Annotated in this window: 22 protein-coding genes and 1 tRNA gene; 5 read left to right on the top strand and 18 right to left on the bottom strand. The window is 63.8% G+C overall.

Translation table 11 applies throughout. The features are described from left to right. Window positions 1–184: 184 nt before the first annotated feature. A tRNA-Val gene (locus tag ACTNBK_RS09610) sits at window positions 185–261 on the top strand. Window positions 262–772: 511 nt separating this feature from the next. Continuing rightward, a complete protein-coding gene (locus tag ACTNBK_RS09605; protein ID WP_441145599.1) occupies window positions 773–2149 on the top strand; it encodes an S-layer homology domain-containing protein in 1377 nt (458 codons plus the stop codon). 232 nt (window positions 2150–2381) lie between these two features. Here the strand turns inward: ACTNBK_RS09605 and ACTNBK_RS09600 are convergent, their stop codons facing one another. The 3 genes from ACTNBK_RS09600 to ACTNBK_RS09590 form a co-directional block, all read right to left on the bottom strand. After that, on the bottom strand, window positions 2382–2648 hold the full coding sequence (locus ACTNBK_RS09600) for a hypothetical protein (RefSeq protein WP_441145597.1): 267 nt from the start codon (window positions 2646–2648) through the stop codon (window positions 2382–2384). 119 nt (window positions 2649–2767) lie between these two features. Continuing rightward, complete coding sequence (locus ACTNBK_RS09595; protein ID WP_441145595.1) at window positions 2768–3688, bottom strand: pseudouridine-5'-phosphate glycosidase; 921 nt, start codon at window positions 3686–3688, stop codon at window positions 2768–2770. A gap of 44 nt (window positions 3689–3732) precedes the next feature. Next, a complete protein-coding gene (locus tag ACTNBK_RS09590) occupies window positions 3733–4815 on the bottom strand; it encodes a PfkB family carbohydrate kinase (RefSeq protein ID WP_441145593.1) in 1083 nt (360 codons plus the stop codon). Window positions 4816–4949: 134 nt separating this feature from the next. On the opposite strand from ACTNBK_RS09590, the gene ACTNBK_RS09585 reads away from it, so the two are divergent. Next, a complete protein-coding gene (locus ACTNBK_RS09585; RefSeq protein ID WP_441145592.1) occupies window positions 4950–5819 on the top strand; it encodes a hypothetical protein in 870 nt (289 codons plus the stop codon). Between the two features lie 56 nt (window positions 5820–5875). On the opposite strand, the gene ACTNBK_RS09580 is transcribed toward ACTNBK_RS09585, so the two are convergent. From ACTNBK_RS09580 to ACTNBK_RS09560, 5 genes are all read right to left on the bottom strand, one after another. Beyond that, window positions 5876–6898 carry a D-cysteine desulfhydrase family protein gene (locus ACTNBK_RS09580; RefSeq protein ID WP_441145590.1) on the bottom strand — a complete coding sequence of 341 codons (1023 nt, stop codon included), beginning with the start codon at window positions 6896–6898 and terminating at the stop codon, window positions 5876–5878. Between the two features lie 28 nt (window positions 6899–6926). Further along, on the bottom strand, window positions 6927–7556 hold the full coding sequence (gene lepB / locus ACTNBK_RS09575; RefSeq protein WP_441145588.1) for a signal peptidase I: 630 nt from the start codon (window positions 7554–7556) through the stop codon (window positions 6927–6929). Between the two features lie 83 nt (window positions 7557–7639). Beyond that, window positions 7640–9865 (bottom strand): ATP-binding protein, encoded by a 2226-nt coding sequence (locus tag ACTNBK_RS09570; protein ID WP_441145586.1) that lies wholly within the window; start codon window positions 9863–9865, stop codon window positions 7640–7642. Further along, window positions 9862–10962 (bottom strand): metallophosphoesterase family protein, encoded by a 1101-nt coding sequence (locus ACTNBK_RS09565; RefSeq protein WP_441145584.1) that lies wholly within the window; start codon window positions 10960–10962, stop codon window positions 9862–9864. Before ACTNBK_RS09565 ends, ACTNBK_RS09570 begins: the two co-directional genes overlap by 4 nt. Window positions 10963–10982: 20 nt before the next feature. Then, a complete protein-coding gene (locus ACTNBK_RS09560) occupies window positions 10983–11771 on the bottom strand; it encodes a TIGR00282 family metallophosphoesterase (RefSeq protein WP_441145582.1) in 789 nt (262 codons plus the stop codon). 173 nt (window positions 11772–11944) lie between these two features. Here ACTNBK_RS09560 and ACTNBK_RS09555 point away from each other — a divergent pair, with 173 nt between their 5' ends. Beyond that, window positions 11945–12670 (top strand): hypothetical protein, encoded by a 726-nt coding sequence (locus tag ACTNBK_RS09555; protein ID WP_441145580.1) that lies wholly within the window; start codon window positions 11945–11947, stop codon window positions 12668–12670. A gap of 631 nt (window positions 12671–13301) precedes the next feature. On the opposite strand, the gene ACTNBK_RS09550 is transcribed toward ACTNBK_RS09555, so the two are convergent. The 9 genes from ACTNBK_RS09550 to ACTNBK_RS09510 form a co-directional block, all read right to left on the bottom strand. Further along, window positions 13302–14090 (bottom strand): DUF4358 domain-containing protein, encoded by a 789-nt coding sequence (locus ACTNBK_RS09550; RefSeq protein WP_441145578.1) that lies wholly within the window; start codon window positions 14088–14090, stop codon window positions 13302–13304. Between the two features lie 75 nt (window positions 14091–14165). Further along, a complete protein-coding gene (lepB, locus tag ACTNBK_RS09545) occupies window positions 14166–14714 on the bottom strand; it encodes a signal peptidase I (RefSeq protein WP_441145576.1) in 549 nt (182 codons plus the stop codon). 54 nt (window positions 14715–14768) lie between these two features. Further along, window positions 14769–16304, bottom strand: a complete 1536-nt coding sequence (gene rny, locus ACTNBK_RS09540; protein ID WP_294515768.1) for a ribonuclease Y — start codon at window positions 16302–16304, stop codon at window positions 14769–14771. Between the two features lie 331 nt (window positions 16305–16635). Then, window positions 16636–17160 carry a deoxycytidylate deaminase gene (locus ACTNBK_RS09535; RefSeq protein ID WP_294515767.1) on the bottom strand — a complete coding sequence of 175 codons (525 nt, stop codon included), beginning with the start codon at window positions 17158–17160 and terminating at the stop codon, window positions 16636–16638. Window positions 17161–17239: 79 nt separating this feature from the next. Beyond that, a complete protein-coding gene (locus tag ACTNBK_RS09530; RefSeq protein ID WP_441145573.1) occupies window positions 17240–18667 on the bottom strand; it encodes a sigma-54 interaction domain-containing protein in 1428 nt (475 codons plus the stop codon). A gap of 139 nt (window positions 18668–18806) precedes the next feature. Next, the gene (locus tag ACTNBK_RS09525; RefSeq protein ID WP_441145572.1) at window positions 18807–19946 is read right to left on the bottom strand and encodes an acyl-CoA dehydrogenase family protein; all 1140 of its coding nucleotides are present in this window, start codon (window positions 19944–19946) and stop codon (window positions 18807–18809) included. A gap of 23 nt (window positions 19947–19969) precedes the next feature. After that, on the bottom strand, window positions 19970–21208 hold the full coding sequence (locus tag ACTNBK_RS09520; protein WP_441145570.1) for a CaiB/BaiF CoA transferase family protein: 1239 nt from the start codon (window positions 21206–21208) through the stop codon (window positions 19970–19972). A 114-nt stretch (window positions 21209–21322) separates the two neighbouring features. Next, entirely contained in the window at window positions 21323–22639 is a 1317-nt protein-coding gene (locus tag ACTNBK_RS09515; protein WP_441145568.1) for a GntP family permease, read from the bottom strand. A gap of 49 nt (window positions 22640–22688) precedes the next feature. Beyond that, window positions 22689–23471, bottom strand: coding sequence for an enoyl-CoA hydratase-related protein (locus ACTNBK_RS09510; protein ID WP_441145601.1), 783 nt, complete (start codon window positions 23469–23471; stop codon window positions 22689–22691). Window positions 23472–24072: 601 nt separating this feature from the next. Here ACTNBK_RS09510 and ACTNBK_RS09505 point away from each other — a divergent pair. After that, window positions 24073–24462, top strand: a complete 390-nt coding sequence (locus ACTNBK_RS09505) for a hypothetical protein (protein ID WP_441145566.1) — start codon at window positions 24073–24075, stop codon at window positions 24460–24462. 44 nt (window positions 24463–24506) lie between these two features. Here ACTNBK_RS09505 and ggt read toward each other — a convergent pair whose 3' ends face one another. Next, window positions 24507–26135, bottom strand: a complete 1629-nt coding sequence (ggt, locus tag ACTNBK_RS09500; RefSeq protein WP_441145564.1) for a gamma-glutamyltransferase — start codon at window positions 26133–26135, stop codon at window positions 24507–24509. Window positions 26136–26195: the final 60 nt, after the last annotated feature.

The following is a 26195-nucleotide window of genomic DNA, read 5'->3' as shown; positions in this document are numbered from 1 at the left end:
GGATATGGTCTCCTCTCGTTCGGTTGTTGTCCGCAACTTCAACTATAACCGATGAGGCCCTGTCCTTCATCCTTTTTTATTCAGATGTCCAATATGTATTGTAGTCCTACAACAATTTTTTCAGTTTTTTCTTCAGAGGGCTTGACACTTGTCCAGAGGTGTGGTAATATAATCTACGCTGTCTGGACGATTAGCTCAGCTGGTATGAGCATCCGCTTGACGTGCGGGAGGTCACAGGTTCAAGTCCTGTATCGTCCACCATTTAAATCCCCTGAAGCCGCAAGGCTTCGGGGGATTTTGTTTTGCCCAAAACAAGTTTTTAGCCTTATTTTTAGCCTTTTCGCATGGAGCCCATGATTGAGTTATCAAAATGGAACGTGCACATTCAATGATAACATATATTCCTCTTAAATTTCTTCCCGGCGGGTTCTTGAAATTCCAAATCGCAAAAGGTACAATAGGGGCGAAAACATCATTGCGGGCAGGGTATGACGGGCGGCAACCCGCCATACTTCTATGCGAGTGAATGCAGCACTCAGCACAGCAACATATGTTGCACCACGGGGTTATGATACCTATTTCACCGTACTTTTTCAAGGCGGAGGGATAGGTTTGATTGCTTTGTGCTTCGCATTGATTACTTCAAGGCGGTGTTGAGTACATAACTCGACACCGCTTTTATGTTTCCGGCGGACACCCTGAGCGGGGAGCACTCTCCGCCCAGGGCATCCACCGGAGCAGCAAATTCATCTAATACAGCAGGAAACAAGGGATGAAGAAACAATTGCTGGCTCTGGTATCAGCCGCCGCTTTGTGCGCGGGGCTGATGGGTCCGGTCTCAGCCGCCGGGCAGACATTCACCGATGTTCCCCAGGGACACTGGGCCTATGAGTCTGTCGACTACGCCGTGGATAAGGGGTACTTCTCCGGCACCGGCGTGGACACGTTTTCCCCGGACTACACCATGACCCGCGCCATGCTCTGGACGGTTCTGTCCCGTATGGACAACTACACCGGCACCTCCGCCCTTGGCCAGCCCTGGTATCAGAGCGGTCAGGATTGGGTGGTGAAGAACGGCATCAGCGACGGCACCAACCCGGACGCCGATATCACCCGAGAGCAGTTTGCCTCCATGCTCTATAACTTTGCCAGGCACGCCGGCCGGGACACCAGCACCGACAGCACGGTGCTCAATCAGTTTGTTGACCGGAGTTCCATTGCCTCCTATGCCGTGGACGCTATGGCCTGGGCGGTCACTCAGGGTATCGTGTCCGGCACCACCAGCACCACCATCTCCCCCGCTGTCGTCACCACCCGTGCCCAGGCGGCTACCATGCTCATGCGGTTTGACCGGATGGACGAAAACGGCGAGACCGTAAACCCTGGCCAATCTGATACGCCTGCACAGACGGCGGACTACACGACCACCATCCGCGTCATCGACGTGCCTCCCCTGTACCCCGGCGACCCCATTGAGATTGGCCATGTTGCTTATGTCGCCATCCAGTCTGATCCCTTTGCCGAGAATTTGAAGGCTGGCGTGGAGTACACGCTGACCTGTGCTGACCCCTCCATGGTCACCATACACCAGGCGAACGAAATTTCTCCGGGCGAGATCTGCTACATGGCGGAGGGCCTGAAGGCTGGCAAGGCAGTCCTCACTGCGGTAGGCTCCGATGGGTTCCGCGGCTCCGTCACCATTACCATCACGGACCCGGAGAATGAGAACACCGGTACGACTAGCAGCGTGGATTGGGGTACGTACGCGGAGCTGAAGCAGGAAGTCGTGAAGCTCATCAACGAGGAGCGCAACCGTATCGGGCTGAATACGCTGGAGGTAAGCCCGAAAGTCATGCAGGCGGCTGAGATTCGTGTCCAGGAATGTACGACTCTTTGTGACCACACCAGACCTGATGGGACTTCCTATAATACCGTATTCAAAGACGTAAAGCTTTCCTCTGGCGGAAATGAGATTTTGGCAAGAGGACAAAACGTCAGTGTGGAAACGGTAGTGGACGCATGGATTGCCTCTCCCGGACATTACAAATCCATGACGGATAGTGAGGTTAATTACATTGGTGTTGGGATTGCTGAGGGGGCAAACGGCACTATGTATTATATCGTAGAGCTCTGTGTTGCAGGGGATTGACGAGTAAACGCGCAAGCGTTATGGTTCAAAACTGCTAACCAAAGTCATACCCGCAGCGGATGTCGTCCGCTGCGGGTATTTTATCTTTATTCTCAAAAGGCCATGTGGCAGTCCCGTATTTGGTATGTCTGCGGGCGGATTTTTTAGCCTCAACAGATCGCTGCGGCTGTGTGCATGGGCCGTCGTCCTCCCGCGCTTCTAATTCTTGTATTTCTTTCCGTTGCAGCAGGCGTCACTCCCGTCCTTCCCGCTCCTCTTTCCGCTTCTCCAGGCGCTTGTCCAGGAGGGTGCCAATGGCGATGCCCATGATGGCCCCGAAGATGACCCCCAGCCCCACATTCTGGACCCGGAGCCCCACCAGCAGGCCAATGACCACCCCCGGAATGACAAAGATCCAGGTAAAAAAGGGCTTCTTAGCCATCTGGGACTCGTCCTTGAATTTTCCGTAGTAGGGGTTGTACGCCTCCCGGGGCGCTCCCAGCTTCTTCTTTTTGCCCACAATCCTCCGCCCTCTCCTGTTTGGTGGCACCATCATACCACAGTCCGCCCCAAAAGTCCAATCCCCCGCCCGGCTCTCGCCGGACGGGGGATCGTTTTTATGTTACGTTCTGCTTTTGCTTACAGCTTGCACAGCTCCGCAGCGGTCTTGGCGGCCAGACGGGCGTTGTTGAACACCAGCTGGATGTTGGAATCCAGGCTGTCGCCGCCGGTAAGCTCCTTCACCTTGGCCAGCAGGAAGGGGGTGCTCTCCTTGCCGTGGATGCCCTGGGCGTTGGCCTGGGCGATGGCCTCGTCGATGGCCTTGTTGATGACGGCGGGGTCCATAGAGAACTCCTCGGGGATGGGGTTGGTCACCAGCATGCCGCCCTTGAGGCCCATGTCCTGGCTGGCCTTGAAGGCAGCGGCCAGCTCGGCAGGGCTGTCCAGCTCATAGTCCACGGAGAAGCCGCTCTTGCGGGTGTAGAAGGCGGGCAGCTCCTTGGTGCCGTAGCCGATAACGGGCACGCCGTGGGTCTCCAGGTACTCCAGGGTGAGGCCCAGGTCCAGGATGGACTTTGCGCCGGCACACACCACCATGACGGGGGTCTGGGCCAGCTCCTCCAGGTCGGCGGAGATATCCATGGTGGTCTCGGCGCCCCGGTGGACGCCGCCGATGCCGCCGGTGGCGAAGATGCGGATGCCCGCCATGTAGGCGATCATCATGGTGGTGGTGACGGTGGTGGCGCCGTCGGCACCCTTGGACACCAGCACCGCCAGGTCACGGCGGCTGGCCTTGGTGACCTCGTGGCCCTTCTTGCCCAGGTACTCGATCTCCTCGGGGGTGAGGCCGGCCTTCAGGCGGCCACCCAGAATGGCGATGGTGGCGGGCACGGCGCCGTTTTCACGGATGATGGACTCCACCTTCAGCGCGGTCTCCACGTTCTGGGGATAGGGCATGCCGTGGGAGATGATGGTGGACTCCAGGGCCACCACGGGCTTGCCGGCGGCGACGGCCTCGGCCACCTCAGGGGAGACGTCCAGATACTTGTTGAGAGACATGATCGTTACCTCCATAATATATATCAATGTTTGTTGTGCTTTGCTCAAAGGCCGGCGCGGCGGCGCAGGGCCTCCACGCTCAGGTCAGGGTTGATGGTCTCCTTGCCCTCCATGGAGATGGCGGAGGCGGCTTCCCCCGCCAGGGCGGCCTCCCGGAGCCCCAGGCCCTCCAGCCAGCCCCAGGCCAGGGCGGCCATAAAGGCGTCTCCGCAGCCGGTGGTGTTCACCATTTCGGCGGGGAGGCAGGGTACCTTTTCCCGTCCACCCAGGTGGTCGGCGGCGTAGACGCCGTCGGCCCCCAGGCTGATAAAGACCCGGTGGAGTCCCGTCTCCAGCAGGGCGTCCGCCGCCGCGGCCAGGCTGGCGTCGTCGGTAATGGTCACCCCGGAGAGGAGCTCAGCCTCGATGCGGTTGGGCTTGAGGGTGTGGAGCTTGCCCAGCACCGGCTTCACCTTCACCGACTTAGCGGTGGACACCGGGTCCACAAAGACGGGCGCCTTGCAGTTCTCCGCCAGCCACTGGAGGCTCTCCGCCGGGATGTTGGTGTCGGCCACCACCAGCCGGGCGTTGTTCAGCAGGGCCTCCTTGGTGGCCAGGTACCGGGGGGTCAGGTGCTCATAGATGGCCATGTCGGACACCGCCAGGGCCATGTCCCCCTTCTCGTCGTTGAGGAAGAGGTAGGTGGAGGTGGTGCCCCCGGGGACCTGAAGGGAGGGAGCCAGGTCGATCCCCAGCTCGATGCAGGAGGTGGTGATCTTCTGGGCGTTCATGTCGTCCCCCAGGGCGGTGAGGAGCCGCACGTCCATATCCAGCAGGGCCATGTTGTGGGCGATGTTACGGCCCACGCCCCCCAGACTCATGGTCACCCTGCCCGGGTTGGAGTCCTGCCCCACCAGGGGGGCGAAAGGGGTGCCGCCGATGTCCATGTTCACGCCTCCCACCACTACGGCGTAGGCCTGGTCCCGGACGATGTACCCCTTGCCGCCGATGTAGCCCTTCTTCATCAGGTTGGAGATGTGGACCGCCACCGACGACCGGGTGATCCCCGCCCGGTCCGCCAGCTCCTGCTGGGAGATCATGGGGTTTTCCCGAATCCACTGGAGGATCTGTGCTTCCCGCTGGGTCATGGCATAACCTCCTAAGCTTTTCTTTAGTTTTTCGTCATATGTTTATGATACCTGTTTTCACGGAAAAGTCAAGGGGGCGGGAACGATTTTTCCCTTCTCTCGTCTAAAAGCGTACCAAAAAGGAGGGGATCTCGATGAAACGCCATCTGTTTGCCCTATTGCTCCCCTGTGTGCTGCTGCTCTCCGGCTGCGGCGGGGAACCCCGGGAGACCGCCATCCCCGCTGTCTCTCCGTCCGTGGAGCTGCCCAGCCTGGCCCAGGACGAGGAGCCCAGCTACCTCACCGCCACCATCGTGGACGGGGCGGAGACGGGGGAGCTGCTGCTGGCGGGGGAGGAGGCCTATGACGTCTACACCATCGGCGTGCAGGACCTGTCCGTGTGGCTGGACGGGGTCAAGACCGACTACACCGCCCTCCGGGACGGCATGACGGTGGAGCTGGCCTTCAACGGTTTCATCGCCGAGAGCTTCCCCGCCCAGCCCGGGGAGAGCTACGGCCTCACCGTGGTGGAGGAGGGGGACGGGCAGTGCGCCCTGTGGCTCCAGGTGCTGGAGGACCTGTGGGCCGTGGACGACGGTCTCAACGGCGGCATCACCCAGGTGGGGGTGGACCTGTCCCAGGTCCCCGGCCTCACCGAGGGGGAGCGGTCGGCCATCGCCTGGGCCTTCGCCAGCGCCCACGGCGTCAGCCCCGTCACCGGCACCCTGGAGGAGCTGCGGGAGGAGGGGTACTTCACCCCCACCACCGAGCCGGCGGAGGGGTATGACGACTCCCTGGCCCTCTACTGGTGGGAGGACGGGGTCCACTTCTCCATCGACGTGGACGAGGACGCGGTGTGGAGCCTGCCCAGCCTGGGTCCGGGGGAGGAGCCGCCGGAGCTGGTGGCCTTTGACGCCCAGAAGTGGCGCTCCGGCCTGGGGGCCTACTTTTTTGGAGACTGCGTGGGTCAGCGCGGCGAGGACGGCACCTGGACCTACACCGTGGGGGCTGAGATGATCTCCTGACCGCTTTCTGCAAAAAAGTTCCCTCTGCCATCAGGCAGAGGGAACTTTTTGTCTCTTTACCGGAAGAGCTCCGGGTGGGCGAAGTTGGCCACACCGCCGCCGGTGTGGAAGAACACCACGGTGTCCTCCTTGGTGAGGACCCCCTTGCGGATAAGGTCCACCATGCCGACAAGGGCCTTGCCGGCGTAGGTGTGACAGAGGATGAGGCCCTCGGTGCGGGCGGCCATGGACACCGCCTCCAGGGCGGCGTCGGTGACGGCGCCGTAGCCGGCGCCGATATAGTCATAGTTGACGGAGATCTGGTCGGCGGTGAACCGCTCCCCACAGCCCAAAAAGTCCATGGTGGCGTTGCACAGCTCGGCGATCTCCTCCTCCTTGGGCCGGGTGTGGTAGCTGACGCTGATGCCCAGCATCTTGGTGTCCATACCGGCCAGGCGCAGGCCGCACTCGATGCCGGCCTGGGTGCCGCCGGTGCCGGTGGCGGCGATGACATAGTCCGCCTTCACGCCCAGCTCCTTCAGCTGGTCATTGAGCTCGTCCACGGCGTTGATGTAGCCCAGGTTGCCCACGGGGGTGGCGCCCCCCAGGGGCATGAGCACCGGGCGCCGGCCCTTGGCCCGGTACTCCTCGGCGATCTTGCCGGTGATGGGGAAGACCCCCTGGATCTCCAGGTCCTCCACGTCCTGGGGCACGTTGGGCTCGTAGCGCAGCTCGGCCCCCATCAGGTGATCCAGCAGCAGGTTGCCCTGGAGGTCCCCCTTGGGAGGCTCCCCCTCCAGAACCACCACCGCCTCCATGCCCAGCTTTCGGGCGGCGGCCACGGTCTGCCGCACCCAGTTGGACTGAAGGCCGCCCAGGGTGATGACGGTGTCCGCCCCCTCTGCCGCCGCCTGGGGCAGCAGGAACTCCAGCTTCCGGGTCTTGTTCCCGCCGAAGGCCAGGGCGGTGAGGTCATCCCGCTTGATGTAGATCCTGGGTCCCCCCAGCAGGGCGGTCAGGTTGGGGGCAAACTCTAGGGGCGTGGGCAGCGGCGTCAGATGCAACCGCTCGTGTTCCGCGATGAGCTTTTTGATTTCCATAAAAACACCCCCGGTTAAAAATATGGGTTTAGGCTCTGGGCTGGGAGATGGACTCCACCATTCCCGCGTCCTGGAAAGGCAGGAGCACAAAGAGGGCCCGGCCCAGGATGCACCGCTCGTCCACCACCCCGATGTTGGGGGAGCGGCCATCGGTGGAGTTGTTGCGGTTGTCGCCCATGACGAAGACGCAGCCCTCGGGCACCTCCACGTGGGTGGCATACTCCTCGGGCAGCTCACGCATGGGCTCCAGGATATAGGGCTCGTCCAGAGCCACGCCGTCCACGTAGACGGTGTTGGTGTCGTAATCGATGTCCACGGTCTGGCCGCCCACGGCGATGATGCGCTTGACGATGGGGGCGCCGTCCCGGAAGGTGTTCTTGCTCAGCACCACCACGTCGCCCTGGTCGGGCTCGTAGCCGATGGACTGGAGCAGGAGCATGTCCTTATTGTGGAGGGTGGGCATCATGGACTCGCCGTCCACCCCGATGATGCGCCCCACGAAGGTAAAGACCAGGATGAGGCCCACCAGGGCCATCACCAGGGCCTGGAGCCAGAAATACATGTCCACCTTCATGGCGTCGCCGTCGGAGAGCTTGACGCCCTCCTCCTGTTCCTCCTCCGGCTCCTGGGCCGGGTCCAGCTTCCGTTCCTCGGACAAGTGGGATCAACTCCAAATCAAAATAATTATCGTCATTATACCCCTTCAATAAGGGGGTTGCAAGGGAAAGGACAGGAGGCGCCTCACCCCTCCAGGCAGGCCTTTTCCCGGCCGTGGCAGGTGAAGAGGAGGATCTGCCGCTCCTGCGAGAGGTCTTTCAGGCAGTCCAGGGCCAGGGCCATGCGGCCGTCGTCGAAGTCGGTGAGGGCGTCGTCCAGCACCAGGGGGGAGGGGTCCTCCGCAGGCAGGGCCAGCTCACACACCGCCAGGCGCACCGCCAGGTAAAGCTGGTCCACCGTGCCCTGGGACAGGGTGATGGCCCGCCGGGGCAGCACCGCCCCCGCCTCCCGGGCGGAGGCCTCCAGCTCCCGGGTGAGGGTGACCTCCTGATACTTTCCGCCGGTGAGGGCGGAGAAGAGCTCCCCCGCCCGCTGGTTGAGCCGGGGGGAGAACCGGGACTGAAGGGCGCTGTTGGCCTCCCGGAGGACCTCCAGGGCCGTCTCCAGGGCGGCGTACTCCCCCCGCCGCCGGGCCAGCTCCTCCCGGAGCTCCTCCTGCCGGTGCTCCAGCTCCTCCGGGTCCCCCAGGGCGGCGCGCTGGCCCTGGGCGTGGGAGAGAGCCTCCCGCACCCGCTGGAGCTCCCCCGTCACCGCCGACAGGGCGGCGGCGGTCTGCTGGGGGCTGTGCGCCACCGGCGGCGGCTCGGGGCAGTCGGTCTCTCCGGTGCGCTGAACCCGCTCCAGGATCACGTTGTTCTCCGCCGTGGGGGCGGGGAGGGAGTCCACCAGCTTCTGGGCACCCTCCACCTTCACCCGGGCGGTGGCGAGCCGCTCCTCCCGGGAGAGGCCCCGGGACAGGGCCGCCGACACCCCAAAGGCGTCGGTGACCTCAGGGGCGAAGCCGTGGACGAAGGTCAGCAGCTCCTGCCACAGTGTCCCCCGCTGGTCCTCCAGGTCCTTGATGGACTGCTCCAGCTGCCCGGCATTCCGCCGGGCCTCCTCCGCCGCCGTCCACTTCTCCCGAAAGGCATTGGCCTTCTCCAGGATGTCGTCGGGGAACTGGGCGCCGTACCGCTCCAGCAGGGCGGCCCGCTCCTCCCGCCGCTTGGCGGCGGTCCGGCGGGCGGTGAGCAGAAAGATGGCTCCGGCCACGACAAAGCCGCCGGCGGCGGCAAAGAAGGGGAACGTCTCCAGCAGAATCGCCGCCGCCGCAAAGCCGGCAGCGGCCAGAAGGCAGACCGCCCCCGCTCCGGTGAAGCCGGCGGCGCCGGACTTCTCCAGGTCCCGGATCTGGGCGGCGTCGCCGCTGGCCTGCTTCCAGGCCTCGTCCGGGTTGAGGCCGGGGAAGAGGGGGTCCACGGCGGCGGTCTCCGCCGCCTCCACCTGGGCCCGCACCGGCTCCCGCTGGCCTTTGGCCTCCTTGATGCTGAGGGCCAGGGTGTTATAGTAGGTCAGATCCCCCTGGGCCTTCCGCAGTTCCTCCCGGCTGGGGAGATGCTCCCCTTCCAGGGCGGAGAGGGCCTCCTGGGCCTTCCGCAGCTCCTTCACGGCGGAGCTGTACTGCTCCAGCACCGCCCAGTCCCGCCGGGCCCGCTGGGCGTCCCGCTCGGCCTCCAGCGCATCTTTGCGGGCCTCCAGGGCCTGGGACTGGACCTGGGCCTCCCGCAGCCGCCGCTGGTTCTGGACGGCAGCGGTCCGCTCCCCCTCCAGGGCGGAGAGCTCCTCCTCCAGCTGGGGGATGAGCCCGGTTTTGTTGTGTTTGCGGCGGTTGAGCCAGCCCTTCAGGGTCTGCTCCGTCTCGGAGAAGGAGACGTCCTCCTCCCCGGAGGACACCAGGGCGGCGATGCGCCGCTCCAGCTCCGGATCGGCGTCCACCCCCAGGCCGGACTGGCCCACGAAGGCGCTGCGCTGCCACACCTCCCGGCTGACGCCCAGCAGTACCTCGCCGCAGTTCTCCCCGGTGAGGCCGGGGACGGCCTCGCCGGTGGCGGCGTCCACCGCCTCAAAGCCACTGAAGGGGGACGCCCCCTTGGCAAAGCGCCGGATCACAATATCCCGGCCTCCCCAGGTGAGGAGGACCTCCCCCGCCATGGGGGAGCCCGACCAAGGGGCGTACCGGTTCTTCTCGGCCAGGGTAGTGCGGGTATCCCGCTCCCGGGTGGGGATGCCGTAGAACATGGCCCGCAGGAAGGCGCACCAGGTAGATTTGCCCCCCTCGTTGGGGAGCTGGAGGATGTTGAGTCCCTCCTTCAGCTCCAGCACGGCACTCTCCAGCTTGCCGAAGGTGGCCGTCATTTTCTTGATGATCATGCCATGGGCTCCTCTCTGTGCTCCAGGGCGGCCAGGCCGAACCGGACGGCCTCCTCCAGCCGCCCCCGCTCGTCCTCGTCCGCCGCCCCCTCCAGCCGCAGCCGCATCTGCCGCAGGAAGAGGCCGGTGAGGGTGTCCTCCTCCGCCCGGCTCCACAGGTCCCGGCGGACGGTGGTGCGGTCCAGCACCTGGGCGCTCCAGCACTTCGTCTCGGCCAGGGCCTTCAGGCGGGCGAGGTCCAGCCCCTCCACGTCGCTCTCCCCGGTGAGCACCACCCGGAGAATATCGTCTCCGGCGTCGGCCGGGAGGGTGGAGAGGAGGGCGTCCCCGGGGCTCTCCGCCCCGGAGAGGTCGACCTCCACCAGCCGGTAGCGGCGTCTGGCCAGGGGGAGGAACTCCGCCTCCACCGAGGCGCCGTCCACCGTCACCCAGAGGCAGCCCTTTTCTCCCAGCTCGTCAAAGCCCCGGCCCTCGGGGCAGCCGGGGTAGGCCCAGGCGGTCTCCCCGGCTCGCTGGAGGCCGGAGCAGGCGTGGATGTGGCCCAGGGCCAGGTAGGTGAGGCCGGAGGCGGCGATGTGGCTCTCCGGCAGGGGGGCGTAGCGCCCCTTGCCCTCCACGTCGGCGTGGAGGACGCCGATGTGGACGTCCCCGTCCCGGGGGGCGGCAAAGCCGTCCAGGGGGGAGTCCTCCCGGCTCACGCCGATGAAGGCGGCGCCCCAGATGGTGCAGCCCAGCTTGGGCAGGGGGACGGCCTCCATGGCGGCGGTCTGGAAGATATGGACGTTCTCCGGCCAGGACAGAAGGGCATAGGGGGACCGGGGCCCGTAGGGGTCGTGGTTACCTGGGGCGATAAAGACGGGGCAGCCGGTCTGGCCCAGGGCCCGGGAAAGGGCCTGGGCAGTCTCGGCGTAGGGGTCGGAGCCGTCGAAGAGGTCGCCGGAGAGGAGGACCAGGTCAGCCCCCCGCTCCCGGGCCAGCTCAGCCAGGCGGCGGGGCAGCTCCCGCAGCTCGGCCCGGCGCTGCCGGGCCTGTTCGGCACTCAGGCCGGTAAAGGGGGCGTCCAGATGGAGGTCGGCCCCGTGGAGGATGTGCAGCATGGGTGGCTCCTTTCGGTCTATCAGGTCTCATTTTCGCCGATGTCGATACGAGTGACCGACTGGCAGCGGCCGGTGGCGGTGTCGATGGCAAAGACGGCCCCCTCCAGCTTGCAGGGGCCCTCGGCGGGCTCAAAGCGCATGGGGAGCCCCCCCAAAAAGCGGTTGATGGCCTGGCTGCTCTTCATGCCCAGCACCGAGTCGGCGGGGCCGGTCATGCCCAGGTCGGTGAGGAAACCGGTGCCCTTGGGCAGCACCCGGCCATCGGCGGTGGGCACGTGGGTGTGGGTGCCCCACACCGCCTGGACCCGGCCGTCCAGATACCAGCCCATGGCCCCCTTCTCGCTGGTGGCCTCGGCGTGGAAGTCCACCACCTTGATCTCAGCGTCCACGTCCCGCAGGAGGCGGTTGGCCACAGTGAAGGGATTGTCGAAGTTGGGGTCCATCTCGCACCGGCCGATGAGGTTCATGACGGCGATGCGCAGGCCCTGGGGACCCTCATAGATGCCCAGCCCCCGGCCGGGGACCCGGTTGGTATAGTTGGCGGGGCGGAGCAGCCAGGGCACCTCGTCCAGCAGGTCCTTGATCTGGATGCGGTTCCAGGTGTGGTTGCCCAGGGTGACCACGTCGGCGCCGGCGGCGTAGAGGGCCTTGGCCTGCCGGGGCAGCACCCCCACCCCGGAGACGTTCTCCCCGTTGGCCACGGTGAAGTGGACGTTGTGGCGCTTTTTCAGCCGGGGCAGGTTGTCTTCCAGAAAGGCCAGGCCGGGCTCTCCCACCACGTCGCCGATGGCCAGAAGATTCAGAATCATCGTTTTTCTCCTCCTCAAAAAAAGGACCGCCCACGGGGATAGGGCCCGTGGGGCGCGGGCAATATTATATACCAAATCCCCCGTCCTGGCAACGTGAGCCGTCCCCCTTTTCCTAGGCTTGACCGGCCGGGCGGCCCACGGTATACTGGTGGAAAGAAAAGGAGGTTTTGCCCATGACGGAACGTGTCTCCCTGCCCCTTCTGTGCGCCGGACTGCTGCTCCTGGCCGGGTGCGGCGGCGCCCCCGCCGCCACGTCTGCCCCCGTCTCCTCGCCGCCGGTGGAGACCGTCCAAGCCGCCCCGTCGCCCTCACCCACACCCGTGGCCACGCACACTCCGACGCCCACCCCGTCGCCCACGGAGACCGCCGCCGCGGCGGAGACGGAGCTACCCGTCGAGACCCCCGCGGACCCGGGCTGGACGGCCCTGGACACCGGCTCCTCCTTCGGCCGGACCTCCGGCACCGGCGGGGCCCTGGTGGTGTATGATGTTCAGGCAGATGAGGACGGCCTCACCGTCACCCTGGCCCCTCTGCCCAACGAGGCCGATGTCACCGCCTTCCAGGAGGCGGAGGAGACCCTCCCCGCCGGCACCATCGAATACTGGTCCGACGCCGGAGCCCTGGTGCTTAAGCTGGAGAATACGGTCCTCTCCAGCGGTGAGATCGGCGGCGACGACTGGCTCCACGACTTTCTCCGGGAGGGGGGGCTGGAGTACCCCATGAGCACCCCCATGGGAGTGGTCCCCGGGAACTGCCCCGACTTTGAAAAGGCGGCCATTTCCTCTGACGGCGCCAATACCACCATTTCCCTCATCCCCCTGGGCGGCATGACCGAGTACCAGGTCACCTCCCTGGGGGTGGACGGCCTCACCGTCTCCTTCCGTCTGGCCCTGCAATAAGAGACGGGGGGTGATGCACCACATTTGTGTAGGGCGCGACGACCCGGCGCGCCAAACCACATGCAAAAATGGGGTCCCCGCGCGAGCCCAGCGCAGCGGGTCGCGTGGGGAGAGGACGAGCAAGGGAGCGGAGTGAGAAATGCCCGGCAGGGCGTTTTGAACGGTGCGGACTTTGCGAGGACGACAAAACCCGTTTCTTTTTCCCTGCTGGAAAAAGAATGGTTTTTGGAATCCAAAGAAAAAGGGGCTCCCGAGCGGGTTAGGTGATTCCAAATAGGAATCCGGCGGCCCGTCTTTACGCCCCCATAGAGCACCAGCACCGTCCACAGGTGACTCCGCTGGTGGAACAGGGACAGGCTGTGGTCCTATCCCACATTTTTTCGCCGCCTGCGTGGGTGGGTATCGGGGCGTGACACCGCTGCCTGGTGTTACCTCTATTGTGGCGTGCAGCTCCATCCCTCTTCACTGTTACCTCTTCCTTTGTCTGTGGGGCGCGACGACCTCGGCGCGCCAAACCACGCCGCAAAATGGCGTAGGGGCGGCCTATGGCCGCCCGAAAGACGTTTCATAGTGCGATATGAGCGCAAAAAAGCCCGCCTTTCGGCGGGCTTTTTTCTTGGCTGTGGCGCTCTTACTTCACGCCGTCCTTGAACATCTGGATGGCGGTGTCGTTGTCGCCGGAGATGATGAGCATGATGTAGTCGCCGCTGGTGACCACCTGGCCGTTCTTGGCCCGCTCCAGGGGCTCGGGCAGGTACTGCTCAAAGTTCTGCTGGGTGAGGGCCCGCTGGGCCTCCAGGGCGGCCTTGGCGTCGTCCATCTTGCCGTCGGCCACCTTGCCGATGATGACGGTGTCGGCGCTGACCATCATGGGGAAGAAGCCCACCGCCTCGGTAAAGCAGTCGCTGGGGATGTTGTAGCTCTCGGCCATGCCGGCGGCGTCCAGCTTCATGGTGGCGGCCATATCCACCTTGCTGATGATGCTCCGGGCCAGGCTCACCAGCGCATCGGCGTTGGGGGTGGTGACGGTGACGTCGCTGCCCTTGACCTGGGCGGTGTAGCCGTCCAGCTTTCCCAGCACGGAGGCGGGCACGAAGGTGATGCCATTGACGAAGGTGGCCTTCGTGTTGGCCAGCTTCTCGCCGTTGACCTCAATGGCGCCGGTGGCGCAGTCCACGTAGATGCTGTTGCCGTCCAGGGAGAAGTAGGACCGGTTCTCGTCGGCGTACCAGTCAGCGAAGCCGTAGTCGGCCTCGGCCACGGTGCGCAGGGGGATGACGGCACCGGCGGGGGCGTCGGGCAGCTTGGAGGTGTCCAGTTTGGTGCCGTTGAGGGTGATGGTGCCGGAGTAGGCCAGGGCGGAGGCGCCCAGGGAGAGGGTGAGGGTCATGGCCGCAGCGGCAGTGAGAACTCGCTTCATGAGATGTGCGCTCCTTTTCCTTTTGAAGTTCATACGGGCTCTTAGACGACGCCCAAATTGGAAAGTTCCCGTATTTCAGGAAACCGAACCGAAATTTTGGAAGGGGAAGAGCACCAGCTCCACCTTACCCAGGACGTAGCCCTCCTCCACCGCCCCCAGCGCCTCGTCCCGGCTGTCGTCGGAGATGTTGCGGTTGTCCCCCATGACGAAGACGCAGCCCTCCGGGACGGTGAGGGTGGTGATGCTCTGCCAGCTCTGCTGGACCATGGGCTCCAGGATGTAGTCCTCGGCAAGGACCACCCCATCCACCGCCACGGTGCCTGCGGCGTAGTCGATCTCCACCCTCTGGCCCTCCACGGCGATGATCCGCTTGACGATGGGGCCGATCACGTTCCGGAATTCCTTCCGGAGGACCACAACGTCCCCCGGCTCGGGGGTATAGCCCACCTGCCGGACCAGCATGAGCTCCCGGTCCTGAAGGGTGGGCAGCATGGAGTCCCCATCCACCATCACGGGTCGCCCTACGAACACAAAGAGCAGCACCAGGGCCACGATGGCGGCCACAATGGTCTGGAGCCAGATGTGGGCCTCCCTCGCGGCGCGGACGTCAGGCCGCTGTTCCATAAAAGCACACTCCTTTAAAAATGCCGCTGCCTCCAAAGAGACAGCGGCATAGGATCATTTCGCGTATTCGATGACCTTGGTCTCCCGGAGCACGTGGACCTTGATCTGTCCGGGGTACTCCAGCTCCTCCTCGATCTTCTTGGCGATGTCCCGGGCCAGCAGGACCATCTGGTCCTCGGAGACCTGCTCCGGCTTGACCATGACCCGGACCTCGCGGCCGGCCTGGATGGCGAAGGACTTCTCCACCCCGGGGAAGGAGGAGGTGACCTCCTCCAGCTTCTCCAGGCGCTTGATATAGTTCTCCAGGTTCTCCCGCCGGGCGCCGGGCCGGGCGGCGGAGATAGCGTCGGCCGCCTGGACCAGGCAGGCCACTACGGTACGGGGCTCCACGTCGTTGTGGTGGGCCTCGATGGCGTGGATGACGGCCTCCGACTCCTTGTACTTCCGGGCCAGCTCCACGCCGATCTGGACGTGGGAGCCCTCCACCTCGTGGTCGATGGCCTTGCCCAGGTCGTGAAGCAGGCCAGCCCGCTTGGCCTCGGCCACGTTGGCGCCGATCTCGGCGGCCAGCAGCCCGGCCACATGGGCCACCTCGATGGAGTGGTTGAGGACATTCTGTCCGTAGCTGGTGCGGTACTTCATGCGGCCCAGGAGCTTGACCAGCTCCGGGTGCAGGCCGTGGACGTTGGTTTCGAAGACGGCCCGCTCGCCCTCGGCCTTGATGGTGGCGTCCACCTCCCGCTTGGCCTTCTCCACCATCTCCTCGATGCGGGTGGGGTGGATGCGGCCGTCCTGGATGAGCTTCTCCAGGGCCAGGCGGGCGATCTCCCGGCGGACGGGGTCGAAGCAGGAGACCGTGATGGCCTCCGGCGTGTCGTCGATGATGAGGTCCACACCCGTCATGGTCTCCAGGGTGCGGATGTTGCGGCCCTCACGGCCGATGATGCGGCCCTTCATCTCGTCGTTGGGCAGGGGCACAACGGAGACGGTGGCCTCCGCCACATGGTCGGCGGCGCAGCGCTGGATGGCGCCGGAGATGAGCTCACGGGCGATGTTGTCGGCCTCTTCCTTGTAGTGGGCCTCGATCTCCTTGATCTTCATGGCGGACTCGTGGGTGACTTCCTGCTCCAGCTGGGAGATGATGTAGTTCTTGGCCTCCTCGGCGGTAAAGCCGGAGATCCGTTCCAGCACCTCCATCTCGGAGCGCTTGAGGGTGGCTACCTCCTCCCGGGCGTCCTCCAGCTCGGAGAGCTTGCGGGAGAGGGTCTCTTCCTTCTTCTCGATGTTCTCGGTCTTGCGGTCCAGGTTCTCCTCCTTCTGCTGGAGACGGCGCTCCTGCTTCTGGAGATCGGCCCGGCGTTCCTTGGCCTCTTTCTCATACTCGTTTCGGGCTTTGAGGATCTCTTCCTTGGCCTCCACCAGCGCCTCGCGTTTCTTGCTCTCGGCGCTCTTGATGGACTCATTGATGATGCGTTTGGCCTCCTCTTCGGCGCTGGCGATCTCCTTTTCCGCCACTTTCTTGCGGTAGAGGACCCCCAGCGGGAAGGCGATGACAAGCCCGATCAGAATTCCGATCAGGATAAATCCCATAGGTTCTCGATACACCTCCGTCTAATCATTTCGGTTCACGTCCCGGAGCGCATCCGCAGGCGGCGGACGGACTCCGGCACATAAAATGACTCGTGTGGGTCCCCGAGCATCAGACGGTCTTGGACTTTGATGCTCACCCACACGATCTCGTGAAAAACATCCCCTGAAGTTCTTCAGTTTTGTCCTTTTATATTGTAAGTCCCCCTCGCTTTTCTGTCAAGAACATTCGCAGGCGAAATGACGAAAAGCAGGGGGGACGCACCCCTCCGGTATGTGAAAAGGACCGCCCCGGTGCTTTCGCGCCGGGGCGGTCCTTTTTCCTTTTTTACACTTACCCGCAGCAGCCGCAGCCGTGCTCACCGCCCGGGGCCTCGCCCAGGGCCTGGGGCAGGCTGTCGTCCTCCCGGATCCAGTCCTCCACGTGGACCACGCTGTACTGGTCCGGGGTGCGGCGGATGACCACCCGCTGGATGCCGGCGTTGATGATGAGCCGCCGGCACATGGAGCAGGAGGTGGCGTCGGGGAGAAGCTCCCCGGTCTTGGCGTCCCGGCCGGCCAGGTACAGGGTGGAGCCCAGGGTGGCGCTGCGGGGGGCGGAGATGATGCAGTTGGCCTCGGCGTGGACGGAGCGGCACAGCTCATAACGCTGTCCCGAGGGAACCCGGAGCTCCTCCCGGGTGCAGCGGCCCAGGTCGGTGCAGTTCTTCCGGCCCCGGGGGGCGCCGTTGTAGCCGGTGGAGAGGATCTCGTCGTTTTTCACGATGATGGCGCCGTAGCACCGGCGCAGACAGGTGGAGCGCTTGAGCACCGTGTCCGCAATATCCAAATAGTAGTTTTCCTTGTCGATCCGGGCCATGTCGCCGCCTCCTGTGTTTTTTCCACCAGTATACAGGCTTTGCCGCCCCGGCGCAAGCAAAATCGGCGATGGCCGGCGCTCAGCGTTTCCGGCCCCGGCAGTCGGCGGCGGGATCGATGCCCAGCTTGGCCATCTTTTTGTAGAGGGCGCTGCGGTGAATGCCCAGCTCCTCCGCCGCCCGCTGGCAGTTCCCTCCCTTGTCCCGGAGGACGGCCAGGATGACCTCCCGCTCGTAGTCGTTCATGAGCTCGGTGAGCTGCTTGCCGGAGCCGGCGCCCGGCACCGCCGGTCCCCTGGGCTGGGACATCTTGCCCGGCAGGTCCCGCATGTCGATGGTGAAGCCGTCGCAGGTGGCGTAGGCTCCCTTGATGACGTTGTCCAGCTCCCGGATGTTGCCCGGCCACTGGTAGCTGGCAAAACACTGCTTGACCTCCGGGGAGAGGACGGTGGTGCGCTGGAACTCCTTGTTGAGCCGGGCCAGGAAGTAGTTGGCCAGCTCCAGGATGTCCGCCCGGCGGCAGCGCAGGGGCGGCATCTCAATGTTGATGACGTTGAGCCGGTAGTAGAGGTCCTCCCGGAACTCCCCCGCCTCGATGAGGGCGGGCAGGTTGCGCCGGGTGGCGGAGATCACCCGCACATCCACTGACACCGGCCCCGACCCGCCCACCGGCTCCACCTCCCGCTCCTGGAGGGCACGGAGGATCTTGGCCTGCATATTGAGGGGCATGTCGCCGATCTCGTCCAGGAAGAGGGTCCCCCCATTGGCCAGCTGGAACTTGCCCGGCTTGCCCCCCTTCCGGGCACCAGTGAAGGCGCCGTCCACGTAGCCGAAAAGCTCCGACTCCAGCAGCTCGTTGGGAATGGCGGCGCAGTTGATGCTCACCATGGGCTTGTCCGCCCGGCTGCTGGCCTTGTGGATGGACCGGGCAAAGACCTCCTTGCCGGTCCCCGTCTCTCCGGTGAGCAGGACGGGAAAATCCGTACGGGCCGCCTTGAGCCCCAGGCGCTTTTTTTCCAGAAAGGCCTCGGTGCTGCCCACGATGGATTCAAAGCTGGCCTGGCAGCCGCCGGTCTTGTGGTACTCCTCCTTATAAAACTCCAGCTCGGCGTACTCGCTCATGAGCCGCTTGGCCGAATCCAGGGTCTGGAGGCGGAATTTGACCTGGGCCACCCCCGCCACCACCCGGTCCTCTTCGTCGCAGACGCAGGAGCGGCTCACCAGCAGGAAGTTGTTGTCGTTCTCCTTGCTCTGTCCGGGCAGAAACTTGTGGAGGGCCAGCTCCTCGCTGTACCTCCGCTTCACGATGTCCACCATCTTGGAGTTGCTGATGGTCTTCTGGATGGGATAGCCCACGATCTCCTCCTTGGGCTTGCCCAGAAAATCGCAATACTGGTCATTGATGTCCGTCACGATGCCGTTGGTGTCCACGACGATGAAGCCGTCGTCGGTCATCCGGAGGATCTCGTCAAAAATGTGCTTGTAGCGTGCGATGTCCTGTTCCGACATATCCGTCCTCCTTTCGCACACTCCTCCTGTGCAGTCCATCATACCATAAATCGGAAAGCGGGAAAACCGTCATTTCGGTCGCAGACCAAAATGACGGTTTCCACTGTATGTGTTGGGGTAGGGAGGGATCTTGAAAAAGTTACTTGAGCAGCTCTCTGGCAATGACCACCTTCTGGATCTCGGAGGTGCCCTCGTAGATGGGCACGATGCGGGCGTCGCGGTACATGCGCTCGATGGGGTAGTCCCGCATGTATCCGTAGCCGCCGTGGATCTGGAGGGCCTTGTTGGTCACCCACACGGCGTTCTCGGAGGCGTAGTACTTGCACATGGCGGCCAGCTTGGAGAGGGGCTCACCACTGTCGGCGGCGCAGGCGGCCTCGTACACCAGCGCCCGGGCGGCCTCGGTACGGGTGGCCATATCGGCCAGGTACCACTGGAGGCCCTGAAGCTTGGCGATGGGCTTGCCGAACTGCACCCGCTCCTTCATGTACTTGATGGAGGCCTCGATGGCGGCGTCGGCAATGCCCAGGCCCTGGGCCGCCATACCGATGCGGCCGCCGTCCAGCGCCGCCATGGCGATCTTGAAGCCCTCGCCCTCCTGGCCGATCAGGTTGCTGCGGGGCACACGGCAGTCCTCAAAGATGAGCTCGGAGATATCGGCGCCCCGGATGCCCAGCTTTTCCTCCCGCTTGCCCACGGTGAAGCCGGGGGTACCCCGGTCCACCACGATGGCGGACATGCCCTTGGTCCCCTTCTCGGGGTCGGTGAGGGCAATGACCACCACGTAGTCGCCCTCGGTGGGGCCCATGTTGGAGATAAAGCACTTGCTGCCGTTGATGACGTAGTCGTCCCCGTCCACCACGGCCTTGGTCTTGGCGGAGGCGGCGTCGGAGCCGGCACCCGCCTCGGTGAGAGCGAAGGCGCCGATCTTTCCCTCCACGGCGGCGGTCAGATACTTCTCCTTCTGGGCCTCGGTGCCGTGCTTGAGGAAGATGTCGTTGACCAGGGTGTGCACCGCGATGACCTCGGCGGTGCTGGCACACTGCTTGGCCAGCTCGGAGACCACCAGCACCTTGCACACGGTGTCCAGCTCGGGGCCGCCATAGGCCTCGGGCACGTTCAGAGCGGTGAAGCCGATCTCCGCCATCTTGGCGATGATCTCCTTGGGAATCCGTTCCTCCTGGTCGATCTGGGCCGCGATGGGCGCCAGCTCGCTCTCGGCAAAGTCCCGGGCCAGCTGCTGGATGGTGGCCTGGTCCTCAGTCAAATGAAATGTCATGGAAAAAACTCCTTTCCGAAGCCTTACAGCTTGTCGATGTAGACCACCTTGGAATCGATGAGCTTCTGGATCTCCTCATCGGAGTAGCCGTGCTCCTTCAGGATCTCGGCGGAGTGCTCGCCAACCAGGGGAGCCTGCCGGTCCATGGTGGGGGCGATGTCCTCGATGCAGGAGGGCTCGGCGGTGGCGAACCGGATGGGGGTCATGGGCTGCTTGGTAATGGTGCCGTCCCGGTTGGCCACGGGGATGATGTACATGTTCTCCAGGGCCTGGGGATCGTCCAGCACCTCCTTGATGTGCTGCACCCGGTCATAGGCGATGTCGGCCCGGGCAAACATGGCGGCGATGTCGTCCATGGTGTGCTTGGCAAACTCGGCGCTGAGGATCTCCACCAGCTCGGCGCTGTGGGCCTTGGAAGCGGCGGCGGTGGCGTAGTCGGGATGGTCCACCAGATCCTCACGGCCCAGCTCCTTGAAGAGGGCGTTGTTGTAGCGGTCGGGCTCCAGGATGCTCATGTAGAACCACTTGTCATCGGAGCTCTTGAAGGTATCCATGACGGGAGAGCCGGGGTTCTTGCGGGTCTTGGGGTACTCGTCGCCGTACTGGGTGGACACCATGCCGGCGCTCTCGCTCCAGATGGCCTGGGAGAAGAGGGAGACCATGACCTTGCAGCCCTTGCCGGTCTTGGCTTTCTGGTAGAGGGCGGCGCAGATGCCGCCGGACAGGGAGCAGGAGGTGGTGGCGTCGCCGAAGCCGATGAGGGGGTTCACAGGGGAGGTGTCCTTCTCGGTGATGTCGATCATGGCGCCGGAGCGGGCCCAGAAGGCCACGGTGTCGAAGCCGGCGTTGTCCTTGGCGGGGCCGAAGTCGCCAAAACCGTTGATCTGGGCCCAGATGAGGTGGGGGTGCTTCTTGCTCAGGGAGTCATAATCCAGCCCCAGGCGCTTGAGAGCGCCGGTGCGGTAGCTGGAGACAAAGACGTCGGCGGTCTCCAGGAGCTTGTCCAGGACGGCCTTGCCCTCGTCGCTCTTCAGGTTGAGGGAGAGGCCCCGCTTGTTGGCGTTGTAGGCGGTGTAGAAGGGGTTGCAGTCCTTCTGGATGGGGCAGGACATGGTGGCGCCGGTGCCCCGGCCGGGATCGCCGAAGCTGGGCTCCACCTTGATGACGTCGGCACCCCAGTCGGCCAGGATGCGGGCGGCACCGGGGCCGGCCACGAAGTAGGTGAGATCGATGACTTTTACTCCCTCTAAGGGTTTGAACATAGGTCAGGCACTCCTTTCGGTCAAAGGGCGGTCAGAGGGGACGGCGCGTGGAAGGTAAACGCGCCGTCCCTCAGCCCGCATGTATGGATGATGGCAGTGATCCGCAGATGGAAGTTAGGGCAGGTTGGGGAAGATCGTAAACAGGGCCACGCCCACCAGAGAGCCCAGCAGGGGGATGACCACCGTGAGGGCGAAGGTGAGGCCGTAGGAGTCCTTGTGGGTCTCCCGGCACAGGCCGTTGGTGACGGTGACGATGTAGCCGTTGTGGGGCAGGGAGTCCAGCGCGGAGGAGGACAGGGCCATGACGCGGTGGACGATGCTGGGGGCGATCCCCATCTGGGTGTAGACCGGCCCCAGGATGGGCACGGCGATACCCAGGCCGCCGGAGGCGGAGCCGCAGATGCCGCAGATAACGGTGGTGCCGATGAGCAGGCCCAGCAGCTTGGGACCGGGGATGTTCACCATGGCGTCGGTGATGGTGGAGAACACGGGGCTGTTGGAGGCCACGCCGCCGAAGCCGTTGACGGCGCAGGTGTTGGTGATGGAGATGAGGGCCATGGCGGCGCCGTCGGCAAAGTGCTTGGGCAGCTCCTTGGGATCAATGTGCTTGATCATCAGGACCACGGCGGACACCGCGCCGGCCAGCACGCCGCCCTCCACGGGGCAGAGGGCCACGCCGCCGATCTTCACATTGACCAGGACGATGGTGATGACCAGGGGCAGCAGGGCGATCACGAAGTTGGGCAGCTTGCCGTCACCCTCCTCACCGAACTCGTCGCCCTCCTTGGCGATGAAGTGCTCGCCGTTTTTCTTGGCCTTGTTGAGCCAGAAGTGAAGGTAGATGATGCCGGCCACCAGCATGAAGCCGCAGGCGATGAAGCCGTTGACGGCGCCGGCCATATAGGTGGTACCCAGCTCGGTGGAGGGCACGTTGTTGTGGATCTGCACGGCGCCGGGGGCGATCATGGCGAAGGTGGAGCAGCCGAAGCACAGGGCGCCGGGGATGCCCCGACGGGGGAGATCGGCGGCACGGAAGACCTGCAGGGCGATGGGGAAGACGGCGAAGGAGCACACGAAGGCAGAGACGCCGCCGTAGCAAAGCACACCGCAGGCCACAGGGACAGAGATAAAGGCCCACTCGGTACCCATGACACGGATGATGGTCTTGGCAATGGACTTGGCCGCGCCGGTGACATCCATGGCCTTGGCCATCAGGGTGCCGGTAAGGAAGATGAGGTAGTTGTTCTTGAAGAACGTGGTAAAGCCGTTCATAAAGTGGACTTTATAGGCGTCGTAAATATTCATCTGACTGGTCACAGCCACCACCAGGGTGCAGACAAACACGGTCAGATAGATATTGAACCCCTTCATGATCATATACATCAGCAGGGCAAAGGCCAGGATGATGCCGATGATACCTAAGGCGGTCATAGATTCTCCTCCTTATTTCCAATCTTTTTATCGGGTGGTTGGAAATCTTTTACCTGTTATGGAACTCGGCGGGCCGCTTGGCCAGGAAAGCGTCCATACCCTCCTGCTTGTCCTCGGTGCCGAAGGTGATGGCGGCCAGGTCCTTTTCCAGCTCCAGGCCGGCCCGGAGATCCACGTCCATGCCCCGGTTGATGGCCACCTTGGAGTAGCGGATGGCCATGGGGGCCTTGGCGGTAATGACCGCCAGCATGGCCTTGGCCTCGTCCAGCAGGGACTCGGCGGGGACCACCTTGTTCACCAGGCCAATGGCCTTGGCCTCGTCGGCCTTCACCTGACGGCCGGTGTAGATGAGCTCCTTGGCGATGCCGGTGCCCACCAGGCGGGGCAGGCGCTGGGTGCCGCCGAAGCAGGGGATGACGCCCAGGTTGGCCTCGGGCTGGCCGAAGATGGCCTTCTCGGAGGCGATGCGGATGTCGCAGCTCATGGACAGCTCGCAGCCGCCGCCCAGGGCGTAGCCGTTCACCGCGGCGATGACGGGCTTCTCCAGGGCCTCGATCTTATTAAAGAGGGTCTGGGCACGGTTGGCGTAGTTCCGGCCCTCCTCGCTTCCGTAACTCTGCATCTGGGAGATGTCGGCGCCGGCCACAAAGCCCTTGCCCTCTCCGGTGATAATGACGCCCAGGACCTCACGCTCCGCCTCCAGGCAGGTGAACACGCGGTCAAGCTCCTCCAGCGTCTGGTCATTGAGCGCATTGAGCGCCTTGGGACGGTTCATGGTGATCACCACAATATTGCCGTCCCGCTGGACGCGGATGTTTTCCACTTCGGACATTACCTTCTCAAATCCCTTGCTCAAAAGAAAGACCTCCTTTGTTTCTCGATGGGCCGCACCGTCAGGCGCCGTGCCGGCAACGCCGCCCGGTCTGCTGCCCGCCCACTAATATTGCAAGTCAGATGCCAATTTCTTTTTTGTGAAAAATGTCGAATTATCCCGTATTTCCTTATTTTCTTTTACCATTTTTCCTTTTTCCATCCTTTCCCTTCTCAGCCCCACTGTCTCTGATCGGAGAAAACGTCTCCATTCAGAGACGTTTTTCCTGTCGGTTTTTGGGCCCATTTCACCTGTCCACACCTCTGCCTTCCTTGTTATCTTCTGATTTTTCCTGTTCTTTCTAGTTCAGGTGGTTCTTTTCCGCTGTTCAGACCCACCTGTCGGCCGCCCCGAACCGGCCTTGTCTCCAAAAGTGGTCACACCAAAATGCACACCCTCCAAACCGGCCCGTAACCCGGTCTTTCCCCCTGCTTTTGCGGTGTCCATGGTACAATTCACACTTTGTTTACGTTTGCTTTCTTGACGAGTACACATCCTACAGCTATGATAAATACATAAAAATCAAGGCATATGCGCACCTGCAAGGAAGGAGGCAACGGCCATGAACTTCATACAGCGGCTCCTTTATGGCCGGTATGGCTGGGATCAGCTCAACTTCTGCCTCACCGGAGTTGCACTGGTCCTCTATCTTTTAGACCTGTTTCTGGACGCTTCCCCCCTCTATATCCTCTATCTCCTGTGCATCCTGGTGGTGCTCTTCCGGGTCCTCTCCCGGAACTACGCCCGCCGCCGGGCCGAGAACGCCAAGTTCCTGACCGTGGCAGGGCCGGCCATCCGCTGGTTCAAGCTCCAGCGCACCATCCACCGGGACAAGGAGCATCGCTATTTCAAGTGTCCCAACTGCGGTCAGCAGCTCCGGGTCCCCCGGGGCAAGGGCAAGATCTCCATCACCTGCCGCAACTGCGGCGTATCCTTTGACGAAAAGACATAAAAAACGGCCTGCACCCTGGGGGTGCAGGCCATTTTTTATACTTTTTAGTAGCAGGCGATGTTGCTGTCGGTGCGGGACTCAGTGCCGCCCACCAGCACGCCGTTGTCCAGCCGGACGATCATCTGGCCCCGGCCGAAGCTGGGGGTGGAGAGATCGGCCCGGATGTCGTGACCCATGCGCTGGAGCTTACGGGCCATCTCCATGGAGAACCGGGTCTCCACAGTGACGGTGTTGTCCCGCATCCACTGCCAGCGGGGGGCGTCCAGGGCCTGCTGGGGGTCCAGGTGGAAGTCCACGTAGTTCATGACCACCTGGACGTGGCCCTGAGGCTGCATGTAGCCACCCATGACGCCGAAGGGACCTACGGCCTTGCCGTCCTTCATGAGGAAACCGGGGATGATGGTGTGGTAGCTCCGCTTGCCGGGCTTGAGAGCGTTGGCGTCCTTCTCGTCCAGGGAGAAGTCGTGGCCCCGGTTCTGGAGGGAGACACCGGTGCCGGTGACCACCACGCCGGAGCCAAAGCCCATGTAGTTGGACTGGATGAAGGAGACCATGTTGCCCTCCCCGTCGGCGCAGCAGAGGTAGACGGTGCCGCTCTTGGGGGGGATGGAGTGGGTGTAGACCTGGGCGGTGGTGCCGATCTCGGCGGCGCGCTGGGCGCCGTAGGCGGGGTCTAAGAGCCGGTGGTAGTCCAGCTCCATGTGGTCGGGGTCGGTGACATAGTGGAAGGCGTCGGCGAAGGCCATCTTCATGGCCTCCAGCTGACGGTGGTAGGTGAGGGCGCTCTCCTTCTCGGGGAAGTCGAACTCCTTGAGGATGTTGAGGGCCATGAGGGCCACGATACCCTGGCCGTTGGGGGGGATCTCGCAGACCTGGTAGCCGTGGTAGTCCACCGTGATGGGCTCCACCCACTTGGGTTCATAGGCGGCCAGGTCCTCGTACCGCAGGTAGCCGCCGAACTGCTTGCTGTCGGCGTCAATCTTCTTGGCGATCTCCCCGGTGTAGAAGGCGGCGGCATCGGTCTCACCGATGGCCTCCAGGGTGTCGGCGTGGTTGGGCAGGCGGATCAGGTCCCCCGCCTCGTAGGGCTTTCCCTCCGGGGTGAAGGTCTTGTACCACTCGTCAAAGACGGGGCCGGTACAGGTCCTTTGGAACTTGTCAAAGGCCCGCTTCCACATGACGGCCAGGTTGGGGGAGCAGGGGTAGCCCTCCCGGGCGTAGCGGACGGCGGGGGCCACGTTCTGGGCCAGGGTCCGCCGGCCGAAGCGCTTCGTCAGCTCGGCCCAGGCCTTGGGGGCGCCGGGCACCGTCACGGGGGTCCAGCCGTAGGTGGGCATCTTGCCCTGCTCATCGCTGCCGTCGGCCAGCAGCTTCTCGATGGAGGCCGCCATGGGGGCGGGGCCGCTGGAGTTGAGGCCGTAGAGCTTCTGATCCTTGGCCGACCACACCAGGGCGAAGGCGTCGGAGCCGATGCCGTTGGCGGAGGGCTCCACCACGGTGAGGGCGGCGGCGGCGGCCACGGCGGCATCCATGGCGTTGCCCCCGTTCTGGAGGGCCTCCAGACCGGCGGCGGCAGCCTGGGGACTGGAGCAGTTCACCATACCACCCCGGGCATAGAGGGGGTAGCGCTGGGAGGTGTAGGGCTGGTAGACGGGGTCGAAGGGCGTGTACATGGGACAGCCTCCTTGTAAATTGTGATAATATGCCATTTCCTGGAGCGCTTTGCGCTCCAG

This window comes from Intestinimonas sp. HCP28S3_D6 (assembly GCF_052065695.1).
In the GTDB taxonomy this organism is placed as follows: Bacteria; Bacillota; Clostridia; order Oscillospirales; family Oscillospiraceae; genus Intestinimonas.
This window is presented reverse-complemented; position numbering and strand designations above follow the sequence as displayed.